The organism is Pedobacter gandavensis (assembly GCF_032677645.1).
GTDB classification, from domain to species: Bacteria; Bacteroidota; Bacteroidia; order Sphingobacteriales; family Sphingobacteriaceae; genus Pedobacter; species Pedobacter gandavensis_A.
This window is the reverse complement of the sequence record NZ_JAVTSB010000013.1, coordinates 187873-205105: the sequence shown is the minus strand read 5'-3', so window position 1 is coordinate 205105 and position 17233 is coordinate 187873. Positions and strand designations below refer to the sequence as shown.

The following is a 17233-nucleotide window of genomic DNA, read 5'->3' as shown; positions in this document are numbered from 1 at the left end:
CTTTTTTTATGAGAATCGGTGCAAGTTTTGGTTCCCCCGTAAAAGTAAAAAGGCCGTTAATCATGCGATTAACAGCCTTTTGTACGTTTTGATTTTGAATCTGGTGATCCCGCTGGGATTCACACCTAGTGTGAAAATCGGGGTTTATTCATTATCTGGGAGGTTTTTGAATTGGTACTAACCGAATCACTCACCTTTATTTTGTACGTTTAAGCAGCAAATGCAATACCTTAAATTTCAATATAAAAACTCTAATAAACAAATTGTAACCCTCAACTAAGACGTTGTTTATTCTGTTGTACTTTTAACTATTAGTTGGGTTCAACTAATACTCAGGTAGGAGCAAAATTATAGTGTCAGAATCTGTTCATGATTACGTCCTAATCTGTAGGAATCGTCCCAAGACATTTTTATTTTTAGGATTTTAGTTGGTCCTTCATAAAGAAAGATGAAAAACTGAGTTCCTTCTTGTGGGTTTAAAAACTCATAAGGGAATAACTCATCAAGGTCATCCGTATGCATACCGCTTAACTCTGAAAGTATTTCGACCTTTATATTATTTGCAATTGCCTTTCCCGCATTAAAAATTTTGATCTCTCGCTTCCCTTTTGGATGTTTTACAACGTTAGCTTTAATAAGAGCTTTGGCATTTTCATCCTGCTCTTCTGAAATCTTTTTAATTTGATGTTCATTAATAAAATGCTCTTGTCTCTTTAACCTCCTGTCGTGCAGTATGTAAGTTAATACAGATGCGATTAAAGCAAGTATGGAAATACAGAGACTCCAGTCAATCTTATTTAAACTTAATGTTTTTACTTCCTCTAAAAGCATCTTTTAGTTTTTTTGTGAAATCTTCTTTTAAATCAGTCGCAACTTCGTCTTTAATCTGTTCAATTCCTTTATCTATGTTATCTTGATTGAGTTCCACCAATTCATCATATCCATTAAGGTATTCACGGTTACATGTCATGCATTTTACATAGGTTTTGTCTTCATTGTAGTCAAATTGCTCCCCACCACACGTAATGCACCGCAGTTGGAGTTTAATCGAATAATCTTTTTTCATAACTCAATTTATTAAGGTTTAGATTTCAAATGAATAGTTTTTTAAGCTTTTTATATCAGGAATATTAACACTGCCATGTGGGTAATCTTCTGTAAAATAACTATAAGAAAAGCTATCTTGATTCACTGCTGATTTATTTATTGTCAGTTCATTGTTAAGATGAGCTATTCCAAGAGCAGCCATTTGAAAGTTAAATTCAGAAGAATTATACTGAGCAGTTATTCCATCCTTCAACTCCGTTATTAGTGATCCGCTGAACATAATTTGAGCATCTTTTAAGTTATTCTCATTATTATCAACCTGTAGCTTGTAAGTGAGCGTTCTTATGTCTTGTTCATTTTGTTGTTCTAATCTCCAATCTAAAACCGTAAATTTCATAAATGTCTAATTTTGAGGTATAACCAAAGTTAAACAAATTTAAGTCTTTGTAGTGAAATTATTATTTTGAATCTATTTCTTGTTGTTATTTCCTATGCTAGGAATTAGTAGAGGTTGCCGATCTGAATTATTATGGAGAATCATCAGTTAATACATTCTGTTTCCACTACTGCTTAGTAGTGGTTTTTTTACTTTTTGCGAATTGTCTGCTAGATATTGTCATTTCTTTTTGTAGAAACCCGAAATGTGAAGACAATTGACGTCGAATGGCCTTTGAATCCAAGCCTTGGCGAATTATTCCTTCTGCGTTGGTGTATTCTTTTTTTGCTGCATTTTGGACATAGGTAATGAAGTTTCTTTTGCCAAAATGTGAGTATTTTTCATACAGTTGTTTCCTATATATTTTATCGCTCTTTGATTTTTGTCCATAAGCCATCATCATAGTTTTAAGTATCCTACCCTTTGCTTTACGGAAGTACCTAGATAAACTCGATGATCTTACATAAGTGCTTTTTCCATTGAATTCAAAGCCTAAATATTGAAGGTTCTTATAATATTTTTGCTCATCACTTACTGTAGTTTTACGTGGGGCAGGATGTTTTACATCAAAGGCTCTAATTTCATCCTTGCTATTTGGACGGAATTCAATGATTTCACTTTTTTTTGCTTGAATAGTTAAACGATAAGTATTTTTGATCCCATCAATGATTTCCTTAAGCAAGTACGACCTGTCTTTACTTTGACAAATGATTAGCAGGTCATCGCAATACCTATAATACTTGAAGCCCATTACTGATCCTAAGTTGTTAAGCCAACGATCAAAATCAATTAGATATATGTTTGATAACACTGAACTCAAAGGCGATCCTTGTGGTATTCCTTTAAAGGAAAGTGTGCCGTCTTTCTCCTTTTTAGGTTTGTTTCGGATCACCAAATCTCTTTTTCTAAGCAAATCAAATTTTTGATGATACGAGTTGCCATTTATATCTCCAGGAATTAAGTCTAATAGGTTCTTTTTGCGGTCAGGTTTACTCTTTCGGATATTAAAATGCTGGAGCAGGCTAACCTTGTTCACGTATGAATAGTTGGTTTGTGAGCGGTATATTTTGTACTGATCAATGGGGAGTTCTTCTAGCCCCAATATTTTGCACCATTTTTCTTTTAAAATTGTATGGTCGATGTTGTCAAAATATCCTTTGATATCAAGGGCAATAGCAGTGCATTTGCCATGTGATTTCACTAAGTCATTAACAGTGTTAAAAGCCTTTTTCGCAAATTGTATATTGCAATCCCCATTTAGGTCAGAGCGATAAGCTAGGATGCAGTCATCGAATCTATTATCTTTAATATAGACTTGGTACTGTTCTGTTAATGCAAAGGAATAAAAGCTGTAAATGTAAGAATCAAAGTGAGAAGCAAATGATATAGGCCTGATTTTGGTTTCCAGATCATTTGTGTCCTGTGTTTCATTGTACTTGAAACGTGGGGTTTTGGTAAGTATTTTTACCAATGGAGCAAAGGAATATGTAGCCACACTTTTGAGGCTGGGATCACTAACCAAATCCTTTATTTTATTGTTTGACTTTACAAAGTCAAACATATCATCAAAATGTTTATAGGTCTTCGGTTTTTTGTGTTTTAGGATCTTCTCATAGAAAGCCTGCCATAGTTCTTCTGTATACATTCAACTAGATAGTAAATGTTAAAGGGACATTAGTCAAAGACAAAATCAGTTTTTAACGACTTTGACTAATGCACAATGTATTTCATTGCTTGGTAAATGACCGTCTTAATCATTTTAGGACTTGAACCCATACGTACCCGAATCCACACTTGGCCAATCATCCGAACTTATCGAACGAATGTGACACTACAACATTGAATGAAAACACTCCATTCAACCTATCCCGAAACCGAGATTCAACCACTGATAGATGAATCACCGCATCAAAGAACCTTTCTATACATGCTTTCACACAGATCGGCGTATTCTGATTTCTCAGTAAGACTTCTTAAACAAATATGTTATGTGTATCTACAATTACATGCTACAGGGTATATTGGTTCTGGTGTATCTCATCCTGAGGATGGTTCTCCTGAATCTATATGGTACTGTTAAACTGCAATTAAATTTGGAAGGCATCCAAATTCTTAGTAACTTAAACATACAACCCCCTCATCTTTATGAAAGGCGTACAGGGATACACAAGTATATTGCCAGCAGACCTTTTGATGACATACTGTCTGATTTCTTGACCGATTTATTAATGACTTCTGCCACTGTCATCTCAATCTGAATACCTGTCAGTGTTCTATAGGGCTTTTTCTTGGTCAATGTTCAGGACTAAGGTACTTTTACTCTCATGATATATTCAGCAATATTTTATGCAAGTCAAACCCAAAACGGTTCATTTGGTATATGGGAACAGAAATAATGAGGGGATGATCTAAGCAGATCGAGTCCTTCTGTTTTTTAGAGAAAAGGAATTGAACAGTAGCCTTATTCTATGCCCATTTACAAGGTAATAGAACATAGCGTCCTGGGTGGAACCCTACCTTTCTGGATGCTTTATTTAAGAAGAAAGATAAAGAAAGGTGTTTTTGCACAAGAGTTTTCCCGCGCATTTTCGGCTTGCAAAAACACCTTAGCCCAAGGCCACCACGCAGTTTTTGCGGGGGTGGTTACGGAAAAGACCGTGGGCTTGAAGAAAAGGGAGTGGTTCAATCATCGATCAGCATACTTTTTAAACTTTCAATTTCCGGATGCTGGTAGGCTAATGTCCCGTGTTGAAAGTCAAACAGCTTTTCCATCAGAATGACTTTTTCATACGGGATATCTTGTGTGCTTTCTGGCAGTATTCTACGGTAATTGTGGAAGGTGTTTAGTGAAATGTTTAACAGGTCTGGCAGAATCTGCATCGCTTTACGGTATTGCCATACATTGAGATTGAATAGATACTCATCGATCTTGTATTTTCTAGTTTGCTTTTTCATGACGTCATGTATTAAGTTCGGTTATCATTTATGGGTTTAGTTTACTGTTGTAGTGGTGTTATTAATAAAGAATACGGTCTGGCTGCTGTCAATCAGATAGATAACCTCAATTAGTTTTTCTATGTACTCTTTGACAACCACCATTGCACTTCCGTCTTCTAAAACCTCATCAATAGTGGGCTGTCTGTAAGCATATTCCACTATCCGGCTAAATATCAACCGCCATTCATTTAAGCTCATAAAGCTGAAAAAGTCTTTAAAAAAGCACTGGGTGTTTTTGATTTCCTTATCCGAAAGTGTTTTAAAGTGAGTGGTAATAAGCGTGCTGTAGTACCTGTTAAGGTCTATTTCGCAGGGAGTAAGTGTGCATGGATCACAATGCAAGGAGAACTTTGCATCTCTACAAAAAAAGATGTGACCTGCCTCGAGTAATTTCAGCAAGCACCTGTAATTGTAAAAGTATTCTTCACTTTTTCCATACTGTTGGTTGGTACATGCTGATTTGATCAGCAGTAGGATTTCAGCGCGAAAGGCTTCAATGTCTATTTCCTGTCTGCAAAAATCTGAAATGAATACGTGTGGGTTTAGGATCTGCTTATCTGTAAGCTGATTGTACCGGAGTTTGTTTCTGTTGCTCATAATTTTGAAATTAATGAGCCTTGGAGATGCAGAAATAGGTGCGGAACTGCATCTCGTGGTTGCATAAAAGTTTCTGAAGCCTTACGTATCACAAGTGTACAGCAGTCCCGCACCTATTTTAGGAATACGCTAATATAGCATATTAGTAAATAGGTTAGGTATTCTGCTGTCTTGCGCTACGGCTTCAGATAATGCAACCGCAAGACTCTAAGTGTTTTAATGTTAGTTTATTTACATTTTTATTTGATTAATACCCTAAGGTAAGTATATAAAGTTTATGCTCCAAATAAAAATACTCTTTTTATGGAGTGTGTTAATGTGGAGTATTTGCTTTACTTTATTTCATGGCAAACAGCGATCTTTTAACAAGTGAAAACGAGCTAAAGAAAATAGGATTAAGACTTAAAAGCCTTAGGAAATCAAAGGGTTATACCAGTCCAGATAAGTTTTCTTATGAACACAATCTAAATCGTTCCCAATATGGTAAGTATGAAGCTGGGAGTGCTAATATCACTATAGCTACATTGATTAATATTCTGAATTGTTTTGGAGTAAGCTTAACTGAATTTTTTAATGAAGATTATGATAATCCAGCTAAGTAGGGTAGCGGGAATGATCTCGGACAATTCCCGCTTGATCTAAATTAATGCCTTCATATAAAATGCTCTTATGGGTTTAGATCTAATAGAGTATTCATGAAATATATTCTTCCTTCTGGTAAGGACCTTACGATAATATTATGACTAGTAAAATATCCTTAGACCAACTCAAAATTTTAGATGTAATTAAAGATTATCAGGAGACAGTAAGCAAGGCGGTTAACATCTTTAAATGTAAATACAAAGTTAATGACCTTCTAGAAGGTTGGTATAACAGAGTTTATCAGCAGACTGGTAAATTAATAGAAGAAGGGGTTTATTTTTATGCCTTCCATGGAATAGGTTTGGAGGTTCAGTTTAAAGACAAAATTGTAGATTTTGATTTTGCATTCTTTCCTGAACCTAGACACGACGGGTTTGATTTATGGAGACTAACAATATTCATACAAAATCAACGAAATAAGTATCCTGAATATAAGGATAAAGAAGATATTGAGAGGGAGTTTAATCAATTGATTGTAAATAAGGTGATAGTGAATCCAATACTTGAATATCCAACAACACTTTATTTCTTAAAAAGTACGCTTGAACTAGAGGCGCTTGATTAGAAAAAATGATTTGTCTCTTTTTAGTGTTTTCTGCTCCATGAAATTTGATGATTGGAGTTACGTAGTTCTTATGAGATTCGAATTCCAAATGCACCTAAAGCCTGCAATGTCCTTATATGTTTAGTAACCAAAGTGTTTAAGTGTAATGTTGATTAGGTAACTAAGTGATAGGCTGGCTAAGCAGCCTACTAGTTTGGTTCTGTCCAGACGATATACGGAAATCCGCTTCTAGACCTCACATCCGGTTACAAAAATCTGTTTGTTTTGTAATCGGCAAGTTGTGCTTTTGGGTACCCAAAAACTCCCTTGCCTTTATTTATTCTAGCCCGAAAAGGCTAGAATAAATAAAGGAGAGAAAACCCCTGCGCAACTTGGGTTTCTAAAAGCCACTCAAAAAAACTAAAAAAGACAGGAAGGCAGTTTGGGCGGATCAGCCAGTTTAACGAATTGTTAGTGGTATTTCTCTCTTAATAAAGCCATATCGGCACCAACCTTAATATCCAATATTTTAGCATAGTGTTGGGTCGTTCTGATATTGGTATGTCCAAGCATCTTCGATACGCTTTCAATTGGCACCCCATTTAAAAGCGTTACGGTAGTTGCAAAAGTATGGCGGGCAATGTGGGAGGTTAGTTTCTTCTCAATTCCGCAGAGATCCGCTATTTCTTTCAAATACTCGTTTAATTTTTGGTTGCTGGGTACAGGAAGTAGATTCCCTTTATTTATGCAGACTTTATTTGTTGCATACCGATCCATAATCTTAACTGCGGTTGGCAGTAGGGGGATTGCAGATCTGGTTTTTGTCTTTTGCCTGTTGGTGAAAATCCAGCGTTCCCCGTCATTTCCTTTTTGGATATGCTCCTGTTTCAATTTAAAGACATCCACGTAGGCCAGTCCGGTAAAACAGCAAAAGACAAAGACGTCACGCACCTGCCTTAATCTTTCAGATAGAAACTCTTTTCCGGCGATCTGTTCCAGTTCCTCTTGATTAAGGTAGTAACGGTCAACATTCTTAGTTTTGCCTTTGTAACCTAGAAAATGATCTTTTTCCACCCAGCCATTTTCCAAACCAATGCGCAGGATCTTTCCTAAATTCTTGACGTTTTTAACCACATAGTTATTCTCGCAGTTTTTATCAGATCTTAAATAATAGTCAAAGTCATTCAGGAAGGCTTGATCTACTCTTTTAATATCCATATCCGCCAGCTCGTATTTTGAAGGCATAAAAGCTGATAAGTGTTTTTCTAAGACCTTATAGCGGTTCAATGTGCCCTGTACGTAACCTTTACCCACCAAGGACTGCATCTTTTGGTTATGATCTTTGACGGCCTCTAGTAAAGTATGCGAGCCATCCATTTTGCCCAGATACCTGCATTTAATGGCTTCCGAGGTTATCCCGAGACCGAAACCAACCAACTCCTGATGTGCCTGATAAACGGAATTTTGCAGTTGATCCAAATAGGAATTAAGCATCTTCACATCTTCTTTAGTTCCGATTAGTCGGCTGGATCGCTTACTCCAACGGCTTGGGTTGCAATCCCTGCTGGTCGCGATTTCTGCACGTTTACCATCAACCGTAATTCTCATGTAAATAGGGGTGTTGCCGCTGATGTAGTTCTTTTGCTTTTTCAGATAAAAAAGCAGGCTGAAGTTCGTTTTCATCATTTAATGATTAAGGGTGAAACAAAAATAGCTTTGCAGTTTAACGATTACAAGATGTTCAGTTTGTAACTACCTGTTCAGTAGTTGAATATGTCTCATTCGGTGAGTAGGGCAAATTTTCCAAACGACTCACCGAATCGCTCACTTTTTTTATGAGAATCGGTGCAAGTTTTGGTACCCCCGTAAAAGTAAAAAGGCCGTTAATCATGCGATTAACAGCCTTTTGTACGTTTTGATTTTGAATCTTGTGATCCCGCTGGGATTCGAACCCAGGACCACTACATTAAAAGTGTAATGCTCTACCAGCTGAGCTACGGAATCAAAGCTTTTATTTTAGCTTTACTCTAAGCGTTTCCGTTTAAAGTGATGCAAATATAGGGTTACGATATATATACTGCAAATTAATATCCCATAAATTCTATACTGCACTGATATTAAGCGAGATTATTTATTCTGAGCACCATTTGCACCCTTTTTTACTGGCTAAAACAAGCCTGAAAGGCCCTGATAAGTATTAAAAAAGGACGTTTGAACTTAGAAAACCAGCCATCTGACCTAAAGAAAGACAACTGCTTGGTTTCTGGATAGCAATCAGAGACCTAAAAAGGCTTCCAGATTCCTAATATTTTTTCTACGGTATAATCTTTTACTTGCTCTTCACTGAGTTGTTTAGACCAGGTTACTCTTTTTCCTGACTGATAACCTGCACCGGTACTTGATTAATACCGTAAAAAGCAGCAGCGTCATTTGATTAAAATACAACCAGTACTAAATTGTCCAAAACTGGTACTGTATTGTCCAGACCGCTTAATCCATGATCAGACGTGTAAAAATCACTTATGAAAGTGACAATAACAGTTAAGTTTTAACCTCAAACAAATGGTAGGTTTAGCCCAAAGATGAACCACATGAAAAAACCAGTTATTATATTTGCCTTAATGGCGACGTGTTCTTTAGGTGCAACTGCCCAGAATGAAGCTATTAAATCCCAAAACACCATACCTATTTCTGGTACAGACAGCAAACCTGCGGTGATATGGAAAGCCAGTCATGTGGTACCAACAATCAATCAGCTGAATGCCCTTAAAAACGAATTTATTGCCTTTATTCACTTCGGACCAAACACCTTTACCCGCATGGAATGGGGCAATGGCAAAGAAGACCCTAAAGTTTTTGATTTAAAAGAGCTCCATACTGATCAGTGGTGCGAAGCAATGAAATCAGCAGGAATGAAAATGGTCATTCTTACGGTAAAACACCATGATGGATTTGTACTTTGGCAAAGCCGATATACCCCTCATGGAATCATGTCGACCGGTTTCCAGAATGGACAGGGTGATATATTGAAAGCGCTTTCAGCATCCGCCAAAAAATATGGCCTGAAACTGGGCGTCTATTTATCTCCGGCAGATTTGTTCCAAATCGAAAGTCCTACCGGTTTATACGGAAATTTAAGTCCGGTTACCAAACGTACGATTCCCCGTCAGGTTGCCGGCAGACCCTTTGCCAACAAAACCAAATTCCAATTTGAGGTTGATGATTATAATGAGTATTTCCTGAACCAGCTGTTCGAAATTCTTACGGAATATGGACAAATAGATGAAGTTTGGTTTGATGGAGCACATCCAAAAACCAAGGGTGGCCAGACCTACAATTATACGGCATGGAAAAAGCTGATTCATACTTTGGCTCCTAAAGCCGTTATATTTGGCAAAGAAGATATCCGTTGGTGTGGTAATGAAGCCGGGGCCACAAGAGCTACAGAATGGAATGTAATCCCTTTTGTGGAAAACCCGAATACCGCAATCAACTTTCCTGATTTAACACCAGATGATTTGGGTAGCAGGGAACAATTATACAAAGCGAAATACTTACATTATCAACAGGCAGAAACCAACACCTCGATACGCGAAGGCTGGTTTTATCGTGATGATGAAAAGCAAAAAGTCCGGAGTACTGACGATGTGTTTGATATATATGAAAGAGCAGTTGGTGGTAATTCTACTTTCCTGCTTAATATTCCACCAAACCGGGAAGGTAAGTTCTCCCCTGCCGATGTGAAAGTATTGGCGGAAGTCGGGAAACGCATCCAGGAGACCTATGGTAAGAACTTATTTGCCCATGCGAAAGGATCAAAAGAAGTGCTGGATAATCGCATTGAAACCTATAAGCTACTCAATGGCGCGCAAAAAACTTTAGAGATAAGCACCCCTGCCCCGGTTAAGATAAACAGAATTGTTTTGCAGGAGGCGGTCTCCAATCAGGGTGAACGCGTAGAACAGCATATCTTTGAGGCCTGGTTAAACAACAAATGGCAACAAATTGCCTCAGCAACAAATATTGGCTACAAACGCATCCTGCGTTTTCCAGATGTTACGGCCTCTAAATTCAGGTTAAAAGTACTTTCTTCCAGAGCAAACCCTGCAATTGCAACAATCGAAGCCCATTATTACCACACCAGACCAGCTCAATTACAACTGGTTAGAGATGCCAATGGTTTATTAACCATCGCTGCTAGTCAGCATGAATTTGGATGGAAACCTCACGGACAAAATGCTACCGAAAACCTGGGAACCGGTACTCAGATTTATTATACTACAAACGGAACCGAACCAACCAGTTCATCGACAAAATATACTGCTCCCTTTACTGTAACCAAGGGCGAAGTCAAAGCAATTGCCATCGCTGATAAAGAAAAAGGAAGTGTTGCCTCCGCCACATTTGGCTTAATAAAAAACAACTGGAAACTAGTAAACGCAAGTACAGACGTAAACCCAAAAAATACAGCATCAATGGCTTTTGACGCCAAAGGACAAACGTACTGGCTTTCTGAAGCTAATGATGGACAAGCTAAAATCGCACTTGATTTAGGTGATATACAACAATTAACAGCCTTTGTCTATACACCGCCAAAAGAATTCTTAGCGGGAATGATGGAAAAAGGCGTGTTGCAAATCAGCAAAGACGGCAAAAATTGGGAAACCGTAGCGCAGTTTGAATTTGGCAACCTGATCAATGATCCAAGTGCCAGAACCCATTACCTGAAGCAACCTGTTTCAGCCAGATACGTACAAATACAGGCCACAAACATTGCCGGAAACAAACAATCCTTAGCTATTGCAGAACTTGATTTTCTAACAAAATAAACAAGGAGTTCCTTTAAAATCATAATGAGGCTGTTTTAAAAAGCAGCCTCATTATTAAAACACTTTTGCCTCTGAATTTTGTTTATCGATACACCGGAATAATTTATATTCAGTCAATCTTTTAAACAAACCAGATGAAGTACATTTTTACCTTTATCCTCTTGGGATGCAACCTGATCTACACTGCTGCACAATCGCAGCAGTATCTGGGATCAAAAACCCTCTACAAACCTCTTCAGGAGATATACACCAAAGTTCCTGCCGGATATAAACCGGTATTTCTGAACCATCTTGGCCGCCATGGGGCCAGAAATTTAACTAAAGATGTTGCCAGATCTTTGGCCTGGAGCCTGGTTTTTAAAGCCGATAGCGCTAAAGGATTAAATCAACGCGGACAGCAACTAAAAGCAGCATTGGTGTTGCTACAAAAAGTAGAGCTCAAACACCTGGAGTCTATTTCCGAAATCGGAAAACAGGAATTAATGGCAATCGGAGAACGAGCCTATCAAAAAGCCCCCTTGTTTTTTGCGCAAAACCAAACTGTATTAGTGAGCACCACCAGTAAAGAACGGACAAAACAGAGTGCAATGGCCTTTTTGGAGGGGATCTCAACAGTGACACAACAAAAGATGGCAAGCATAAAATGGAACGAAAAAGACGATATCAACCTCAGATTCTTTGACTTATCAAAACCTTATTTGTCATTTAAAGCCACAGGCCCATGGCATTCCAGCTATGATCAGCTGGCTAAAGCACTTAAACTAGAAGCCTTATCCAACTGCTTCTTTAATACCTTTTTCCAGGCCGACTATGCTAAACGCATCAATTCCAAAGACAAGATCCGCTTCACAGACGACCTCTACGGCTTTTACAGCATCATCCCAGCCATACATCAGGAGATCCTGGATAATGGTCTCAGCGATAAGGATATTGATTTAAAAGCCTTTTTTAAATCAGAATACTTAGCCATTTTGTGCGAGTTAAATGATGCCGATAATTTCCTTAAAAAAGGCCCCGGAACCAACAACAATGGCATTCAGGTTAACGTTGCAGCACCCTTATTAGCCGATTTTATCAATACTACAGATGCTTTTCTAAAAGCTAAACCTTACAGTTCAGTACTTCGCTTCGGACATGCCGAAACCCTTGCCCCTTTTGCAGCCATCCTGAATCTAAATGGTGCTTCAACAGCTACGAAAGACATCCGTACCTTCAACCGTCTCTGGAAAGCACAAAACATCATTCCATTCAGTGCAAACATCCAGATGCTGGTTTATAAAAACCCTGTAAAAGACGGTTATCTGGTCAAATTCCTCCTAAATGAAAAGGAAACAGGTATCCGCGGATTAAACACAAAGACCTTCCCTTACTATCCATATAAAGAAGTACGTGCGTTTTATCTGAAAAAACTAAAGTCTCTCGGACTGGATTTAAACAGTAATATGGAAGAATTCCTGAATCATATTAAATAAATTAACTCCTATATTTGATTTCACATTCTAAATCATTTTTAACAAAAACACACATGAAAAGATACCTTTTTATACTCTTTTTATTCATCTCCTTTTCAGGAAGCGCACAAACGCTGGCCAATTACAAATATGTAGTGGTTCCGGAAAAATTCCCTTTCTTTAAAACAGCTAACCTTTACGGATTAAATGACCTTGCCAAATTTTTGGTCGAACAGAAAGGCTTTACGCCCTATTTCGACAATGCAGAACTTCCTGCAGAAATCGCAAACAACAAATGTAAAGCGCTAAATCTGGAGATATTAGAGAGAAAAACCATGTTTACGACCAATCTTACCGTAGTATTAAAGGATTGTCAGGGCAATATTCTATTCAAAAGTAAAGAAGGAAAAAGCAGAGAAAAAGAGTATAAAACCTCTTATAATTTTGCCCTAAGAGATGCTTTTACATCATTAGACACCCTGACTTTTGTACCTGGTACTATCCCAACTACGATACAAACCCCTCAGCAAACGCCTGTAGCCATCGCTCCTGTGAAATCTGAGCTGGTTGTTGCGGCCGGAACTTTATACGCGCAACCTATCGCTAATGGCTTTCAATTGATCAATACAGAACCTAAAGTGATGCTCACCTTATTGGCCACTACAGTGCCCGATTATTTCATCGCGAGCAACGCAACTGCCCATGGCATCGTCTTCAAAAAAAATGGAGAATGGCAGTTTGAGTACTATCAGGGCAATAAACTGGTTACTGAGCAGTTACTGATTAAATTCTAATCACCTTCAAAAATAGGGTTATTTCGCAAGAAATAACCCCTATATAACCTCTATACCAACATTTCATTCAAATTATAGAGTGTTTGTTCTATATTGATCGATTATAGAGTAAACACTCTATAATGACTGATTATAGAGTGTTTACTCTATATTTTGCAATTATAGAACAAACACTCTATATTTATAGTTTATTTAAGCCTAAACTATGAAAACGCAAGCGGTCATTACCGGAGATATCATCAACTTCACCAAGCTATCTGCAATCAAAAGAAAACAACTGATTAAGGATACAGACAAGCTGTTAAAGGCCTGGAGTAAAGCGCAGAAGAACGCGGAGATATTCAGGGGTGATAGTTATCAGGTGCTATTCGAGGAAGTAGAGGAAGCCATTACTAAAAGCATACAACTGGTCTGCTGGTTTAAGAAACACTCCGATGAAGCCGCTAAAATCCATTTAAGCACCCGTATTTCTGTAGGGATTGGCGAAGTATCCTATCATGGTAAAAATGTATTAAATTCTGACGGAGAAGCATTTCATCTTTCCGGGAGGAACTTTGATACCATGAAAGATGATGAATTTCTATCTATTCACACAAACGACGAATTAAAGAACGAAGGGATTAAAATAATACTTAACTTCGTAAATAAATATATACATAAATGGACAAAAGGACAGTCTGAGGTAATTTATTTACTTCTGGAAGGCAAAACACAGCAAGAGATCGCAATTATCCTTTCGCTGTCTCAGCCCTCTGTAAACAGCAGGCTTAAATCTGCTGGCTGGAAAGAATTTGAACCATCTATAAAGTATATTGCAGACTTAGTCAAACAGGAATAATGGAGATAAATTTACTACTCAGATTGATCTTTGCACATTTGCTAACCGATTTTGTGTTTCAACCCAAAAGCTGGGTTACCGACCGGGAGCAGAGACATGGAAAATCCGCTAAACTTTACCTACACGTATTTGTAACTACTATTGTTGCCTACCTCCTCTCGGGGTTATATACCAACTGGCTGATTCCGGCAGTTATTTTTTCCTCTCATTTACTCATTGATTACCTCAAATCAAAAGCAAATAAAGACCGGTTCAGTTATTTTATTATCGACCAGATGGCCCACCTGCTGGTCATTCTTTTCCTTTGGCTAGCTATTGAAAACAAATGGAGCGCTACACAAAGTGCCATCGCGACGTTGATTAACAATCAGAATTTCTGGATTATAGCAGGGGGATACCTGTTTGTGAGCCTTCCTTTAGGCATTATTATCGGAAAAGCCACCCAAAAATGGCGGGATCAAATCAGTCTGGAGAAAGAAAGGTCGGCTGCAGCGCTAGCCAGCCTGCCACCAGATACATCTGAAACTGAAAACACAGCAATTCAAATCATCAGAAGCTCCGAAGAACAGGAATTGGGACTCGCAAATGCAGGGAAATGGATCGGAATTTGCGAAAGGATATTGATCCTCACCTTCGTGATCATGGGGCAGTATACGGCCATTGGCTTCCTGATGACGGCAAAATCCATCTTAAGATTTTCTGAAAAAGAGACCAACACCCAGCTCAAAACGGAATACGTATTGGTAGGAACACTGGTCAGTTTTGCTTCTTCTGCTATGATTGGAGTGCTCATTCAGCTGGCCATCACATAATATTATCCCGGCTAAAGGCAACTAAGCCCCTGCGAACAACGATTTTTGCTTACTTTTACACAAAAAATTGAGTAATTATGCCTTTTACAGCCTTAGGTCTGTCGCCTGCTTTATTAAAAGCACTTGCAGATCAGAATTTCACAGCGCCCACTCCTATTCAACAAACAGCTATTCCAGCTATATTAGATAAAAAAGACGTTTTAGGTATTGCCAAAACCGGCTCAGGAAAAACAGCCAGTTATGTGTTGCCGCTTTTAATGAACTTACAACAAACTATCGGGGTAAAAAACCGCCATGCAAATGTGTTGGTATTGGTGCCTACGCGTGAACTGGCAGAACAGGTAAAAGACGTATTCAAGAAATTTAGTCCGGCCTTACTTAAACCTGTTAAAACTTTAGCAGTATACGGTGGCGTCTCTATTAACCCTCAAATGATGGGCATGCAGGGCGTAAACGTATTGGTGGCTACACCGGGCAGGTTATTGGAACTAGTAGACAATAATGCCGTACACCTGTCTGATATCGAAACTCTGGTACTCGATGAAGCAGACAAAATGCTCAACTTAGGTTTTAAAGAAGAGGTAAACAAAATCTTTGCTTTGTTACCTAAAAAACGTCAAAACTTACTGTTTTCAGCAACGCTAAGTCCTGATATTGAAAACATCAACCAGATTCTGCTAAATGATCCTGTAGTCATTAAATTAGAAGCAGAGGAAGATACCTTAGACACGATTAATCAACTGGCTTATATCGTCTCTGAAGAGAAAAAAGGACCGTTTTTACGTTACCTGATCAACCACCATGATATGAAACAAGTATTGGTGTTTACCTCTTCAACGCATCAGGCGGATGCCGTAGTTAACAAGCTTAAAAAGAATAACATTGATGCAAAGGCGATCCATAGCAAGAAAAGCCAGGGTTCCAGAACAGAATCTTTGTACCTGTTTAAAGCAGGAAAACTAAGGGTGTTGGTGGCTACAGACTTAATGGCCAGAGGGATCGACATTAATTTCCTTCCTTATGTCATCAATTACGAACTACCAAGATCACCAAAAGATTATGTCCACCGTATCGGTAGAACGGGTCGTGCAGAAGCCGCAGGAGACGCGATTTCCTTAGTTAGTAAAGATGATTTGCACCACTTTGAAGTGATCCAGAAAAAGATGGGTAAAAAAGTAACCTTAATCGACGGCGAAAACATCATCTAATCCTAAAATATAGAAAACCCTTGCCATCACACCAGATCGCAAGGGTTTTGTTTTTTATTTCAGCCAGGAAACCTGTTGGTCAGGTTCATGAGCAGCACCAATAATATCTTTATACAAGTCTGGTCTTCTGGCCTGGATATAACGGTAACCTCCGGCCATCGTTAAGGGCTCTGGTGTCAATTCCGCAATCACGAATTCATTATCCAGCGTACGACATTCGGTCATCACTGCTCCAAAAGGGTCAACAATCATCGAACAACCGTTTTTAAGCTGATCATCATCCATACCAATTGGATTAGAAAACACCGCATAAATCGCATTGTCATAGGCACGGGCAGGAAGCCATTTCATCAACCATTCACGGCCTTTTAACCCATCAAATTCAGCGCGCAAAATCTCCTGATTGGCCGTTTTATCCTTCCAAAGGTCCGCGTCTACGAAACCTGCACCTGGTCTGGTCGAAGGTGTACACATGGTCACATGCGGCATAAAGATAACCTGCGCACCTAACAACCGCGTTGCCCTCACATTCTCCACAATATTATTGTCGTAGCAAATCAGGATACCACATTTCCAGCCATACAAATCAAACACGGTAAACTCATTTCCTGGTGTCAGATGAGGGTTGATAAAGGGATGCAGTTTACGGTGCTTCGCAATCAGACCGGTATGATCCACACCTACGTAAGCCTTGAACAGCTTATCGTCTGCATCTTTTTCAAATAAGCCCGCCAGAATTGCAATTTTGTACTTAGTGGCAATTTCAATTAATTTCAAAATGGAAGGCCCATCGGGGATAAATTCTGCCAGTTCCAACATTTCTTGTTTAGAAAGCGACCGGGCAAAAGTGTAACCGGTTATCGAGCATTCATGGAAGGCAATCGCCTCCGCTCCTTTTGCTGCGGCATCCTTAGCGAGCAGCTCAATTTGTCTGAGGTTATAGGCTTTATCTCCGCTTCGGTTTTCAAACTGCGCAGAGGCTATTTTAATGTTTTTCATCTTTAGGGTAGTTTATATTCAAAATTACCAGTCCCTGCT

Annotated in this window: 16 protein-coding genes and 1 tRNA gene; 8 read left to right on the top strand and 9 right to left on the bottom strand. The window is 38.6% G+C overall.

The features are described from left to right. Nucleotides 1–348: 348 nt before the first annotated feature. The 6 genes from R2Q66_RS21125 to R2Q66_RS21100 all read right to left on the bottom strand — a co-directional run bounded on the left by R2Q66_RS21125 (nucleotide 349) and on the right by R2Q66_RS21100 (nucleotide 5077). On the bottom strand, nucleotides 349–831 hold the full coding sequence (locus R2Q66_RS21125; RefSeq protein WP_316752944.1) for a hypothetical protein: 483 nt from the start codon (nucleotides 829–831) through the stop codon (nucleotides 349–351). Next, nucleotides 794–1066 (bottom strand): ECs_2282 family putative zinc-binding protein, encoded by a 273-nt coding sequence (locus tag R2Q66_RS21120; protein WP_316752942.1) that lies wholly within the window; start codon nucleotides 1064–1066, stop codon nucleotides 794–796. The genes R2Q66_RS21125 and R2Q66_RS21120 overlap by 38 nt, the downstream gene beginning before the upstream one ends. An 18-nt stretch (nucleotides 1067–1084) precedes the next feature. Then, nucleotides 1085–1444, bottom strand: a complete 360-nt coding sequence (locus R2Q66_RS21115) for a hypothetical protein (protein ID WP_316752940.1) — start codon at nucleotides 1442–1444, stop codon at nucleotides 1085–1087. Between the two features lie 166 nt (nucleotides 1445–1610). Beyond that, nucleotides 1611–3128: a reverse transcriptase/maturase family protein gene (locus R2Q66_RS21110; RefSeq protein WP_316752939.1), complete on the bottom strand. Its 1518-nt coding sequence runs from the start codon at nucleotides 3126–3128 to the stop codon at nucleotides 1611–1613. Nucleotides 3129–4165: 1037 nt separating this feature from the next. After that, nucleotides 4166–4438, bottom strand: a complete 273-nt coding sequence (locus tag R2Q66_RS21105) for a hypothetical protein (protein WP_316752937.1) — start codon at nucleotides 4436–4438, stop codon at nucleotides 4166–4168. Between the two features lie 36 nt (nucleotides 4439–4474). Further along, the gene (locus tag R2Q66_RS21100; RefSeq protein WP_316752935.1) at nucleotides 4475–5077 is read right to left on the bottom strand and encodes a hypothetical protein; all 603 of its coding nucleotides are present in this window, start codon (nucleotides 5075–5077) and stop codon (nucleotides 4475–4477) included. Between the two features lie 344 nt (nucleotides 5078–5421). Here R2Q66_RS21100 and R2Q66_RS21095 point away from each other — a divergent pair, with 344 nt between their 5' ends. Both R2Q66_RS21095 and R2Q66_RS21090 read left to right on the top strand, forming a co-directional pair. Then, entirely contained in the window at nucleotides 5422–5679 is a 258-nt protein-coding gene (locus R2Q66_RS21095) for a helix-turn-helix transcriptional regulator (RefSeq protein WP_316752933.1), read from the top strand. A 137-nt stretch (nucleotides 5680–5816) separates the two neighbouring features. Next, on the top strand, nucleotides 5817–6284 hold the full coding sequence (locus tag R2Q66_RS21090) for a DUF6896 domain-containing protein (protein ID WP_316752931.1): 468 nt from the start codon (nucleotides 5817–5819) through the stop codon (nucleotides 6282–6284). Between the two features lie 450 nt (nucleotides 6285–6734). Here R2Q66_RS21090 and R2Q66_RS21085 read toward each other — a convergent pair whose 3' ends face one another. Both R2Q66_RS21085 and R2Q66_RS21080 read right to left on the bottom strand, forming a co-directional pair. Next, the gene (locus tag R2Q66_RS21085; protein WP_316752929.1) at nucleotides 6735–7949 is read right to left on the bottom strand and encodes a site-specific integrase; all 1215 of its coding nucleotides are present in this window, start codon (nucleotides 7947–7949) and stop codon (nucleotides 6735–6737) included. A gap of 245 nt (nucleotides 7950–8194) precedes the next feature. Next, nucleotides 8195–8267: transfer RNA gene (locus R2Q66_RS21080), tRNA-Lys, on the bottom strand. A 587-nt stretch (nucleotides 8268–8854) separates the two neighbouring features. Between R2Q66_RS21080 and R2Q66_RS21075 the strand changes: the two genes are divergently transcribed. From R2Q66_RS21075 to R2Q66_RS21050, 6 genes are all read left to right on the top strand, one after another. Further along, nucleotides 8855–11092 carry an alpha-L-fucosidase gene (locus R2Q66_RS21075; protein WP_316752927.1) on the top strand — a complete coding sequence of 746 codons (2238 nt, stop codon included), beginning with the start codon at nucleotides 8855–8857 and terminating at the stop codon, nucleotides 11090–11092. A gap of 134 nt (nucleotides 11093–11226) precedes the next feature. After that, nucleotides 11227–12564 (top strand): histidine phosphatase family protein, encoded by a 1338-nt coding sequence (locus tag R2Q66_RS21070; RefSeq protein ID WP_316752925.1) that lies wholly within the window; start codon nucleotides 11227–11229, stop codon nucleotides 12562–12564. Nucleotides 12565–12617: 53 nt separating this feature from the next. Next, on the top strand, nucleotides 12618–13337 hold the full coding sequence (locus R2Q66_RS21065) for a hypothetical protein (protein ID WP_316752923.1): 720 nt from the start codon (nucleotides 12618–12620) through the stop codon (nucleotides 13335–13337). 205 nt (nucleotides 13338–13542) lie between these two features. Next, on the top strand, nucleotides 13543–14175 hold the full coding sequence (locus tag R2Q66_RS21060) for a hypothetical protein (protein ID WP_316752921.1): 633 nt from the start codon (nucleotides 13543–13545) through the stop codon (nucleotides 14173–14175). Continuing rightward, nucleotides 14175–14987, top strand: a complete 813-nt coding sequence (locus R2Q66_RS21055) for a DUF3307 domain-containing protein (protein ID WP_316752919.1) — start codon at nucleotides 14175–14177, stop codon at nucleotides 14985–14987. The genes R2Q66_RS21060 and R2Q66_RS21055 overlap by 1 nt, the downstream gene beginning before the upstream one ends. A 77-nt stretch (nucleotides 14988–15064) precedes the next feature. Beyond that, nucleotides 15065–16195: a DEAD/DEAH box helicase gene (locus tag R2Q66_RS21050; RefSeq protein ID WP_316752917.1), complete on the top strand. Its 1131-nt coding sequence runs from the start codon at nucleotides 15065–15067 to the stop codon at nucleotides 16193–16195. Nucleotides 16196–16249: 54 nt separating this feature from the next. On the opposite strand, the gene R2Q66_RS21045 is transcribed toward R2Q66_RS21050, so the two are convergent. After that, the gene (locus R2Q66_RS21045) at nucleotides 16250–17194 is read right to left on the bottom strand and encodes a nitrilase-related carbon-nitrogen hydrolase (protein WP_316752915.1); all 945 of its coding nucleotides are present in this window, start codon (nucleotides 17192–17194) and stop codon (nucleotides 16250–16252) included. Nucleotides 17195–17233: the final 39 nt, after the last annotated feature.

Coding starts and splice junctions, on each gene's coding strand:
- R2Q66_RS21120 (WP_316752942.1), bottom strand. CDS start 1,066: ATGAAAAAAGATTATTCGATTAAACTCCAACTGCGGTGCATTACGTGT.
- R2Q66_RS21085 (WP_316752929.1), bottom strand. CDS start 7,949: ATGATGAAAACGAACTTCAGCCTGCTTTTTTATCTGAAAAAGCAAAAG.
- R2Q66_RS21115 (WP_316752940.1), bottom strand. CDS start 1,444: ATGAAATTTACGGTTTTAGATTGGAGATTAGAACAACAAAATGAACAA.
- R2Q66_RS21095 (WP_316752933.1), top strand. CDS start 5,422: ATGGCAAACAGCGATCTTTTAACAAGTGAAAACGAGCTAAAGAAAATA.
- R2Q66_RS21045 (WP_316752915.1), bottom strand. CDS start 17,194: ATGAAAAACATTAAAATAGCCTCTGCGCAGTTTGAAAACCGAAGCGGA.
- R2Q66_RS21100 (WP_316752935.1), bottom strand. CDS start 5,077: ATGAGCAACAGAAACAAACTCCGGTACAATCAGCTTACAGATAAGCAG.
- R2Q66_RS21065 (WP_316752923.1), top strand. CDS start 12,618: ATGAAAAGATACCTTTTTATACTCTTTTTATTCATCTCCTTTTCAGGA.
- R2Q66_RS21055 (WP_316752919.1), top strand. CDS start 14,175: ATGGAGATAAATTTACTACTCAGATTGATCTTTGCACATTTGCTAACC.
- R2Q66_RS21070 (WP_316752925.1), top strand. CDS start 11,227: ATGAAGTACATTTTTACCTTTATCCTCTTGGGATGCAACCTGATCTAC.
- R2Q66_RS21105 (WP_316752937.1), bottom strand. CDS start 4,438: ATGAAAAAGCAAACTAGAAAATACAAGATCGATGAGTATCTATTCAAT.
- R2Q66_RS21090 (WP_316752931.1), top strand. CDS start 5,817: ATGACTAGTAAAATATCCTTAGACCAACTCAAAATTTTAGATGTAATT.
- R2Q66_RS21125 (WP_316752944.1), bottom strand. CDS start 831: ATGCTTTTAGAGGAAGTAAAAACATTAAGTTTAAATAAGATTGACTGG.
- R2Q66_RS21110 (WP_316752939.1), bottom strand. CDS start 3,128: ATGTATACAGAAGAACTATGGCAGGCTTTCTATGAGAAGATCCTAAAA.
- R2Q66_RS21050 (WP_316752917.1), top strand. CDS start 15,065: ATGCCTTTTACAGCCTTAGGTCTGTCGCCTGCTTTATTAAAAGCACTT.
- R2Q66_RS21060 (WP_316752921.1), top strand. CDS start 13,543: ATGAAAACGCAAGCGGTCATTACCGGAGATATCATCAACTTCACCAAG.
- R2Q66_RS21075 (WP_316752927.1), top strand. CDS start 8,855: ATGAAAAAACCAGTTATTATATTTGCCTTAATGGCGACGTGTTCTTTA.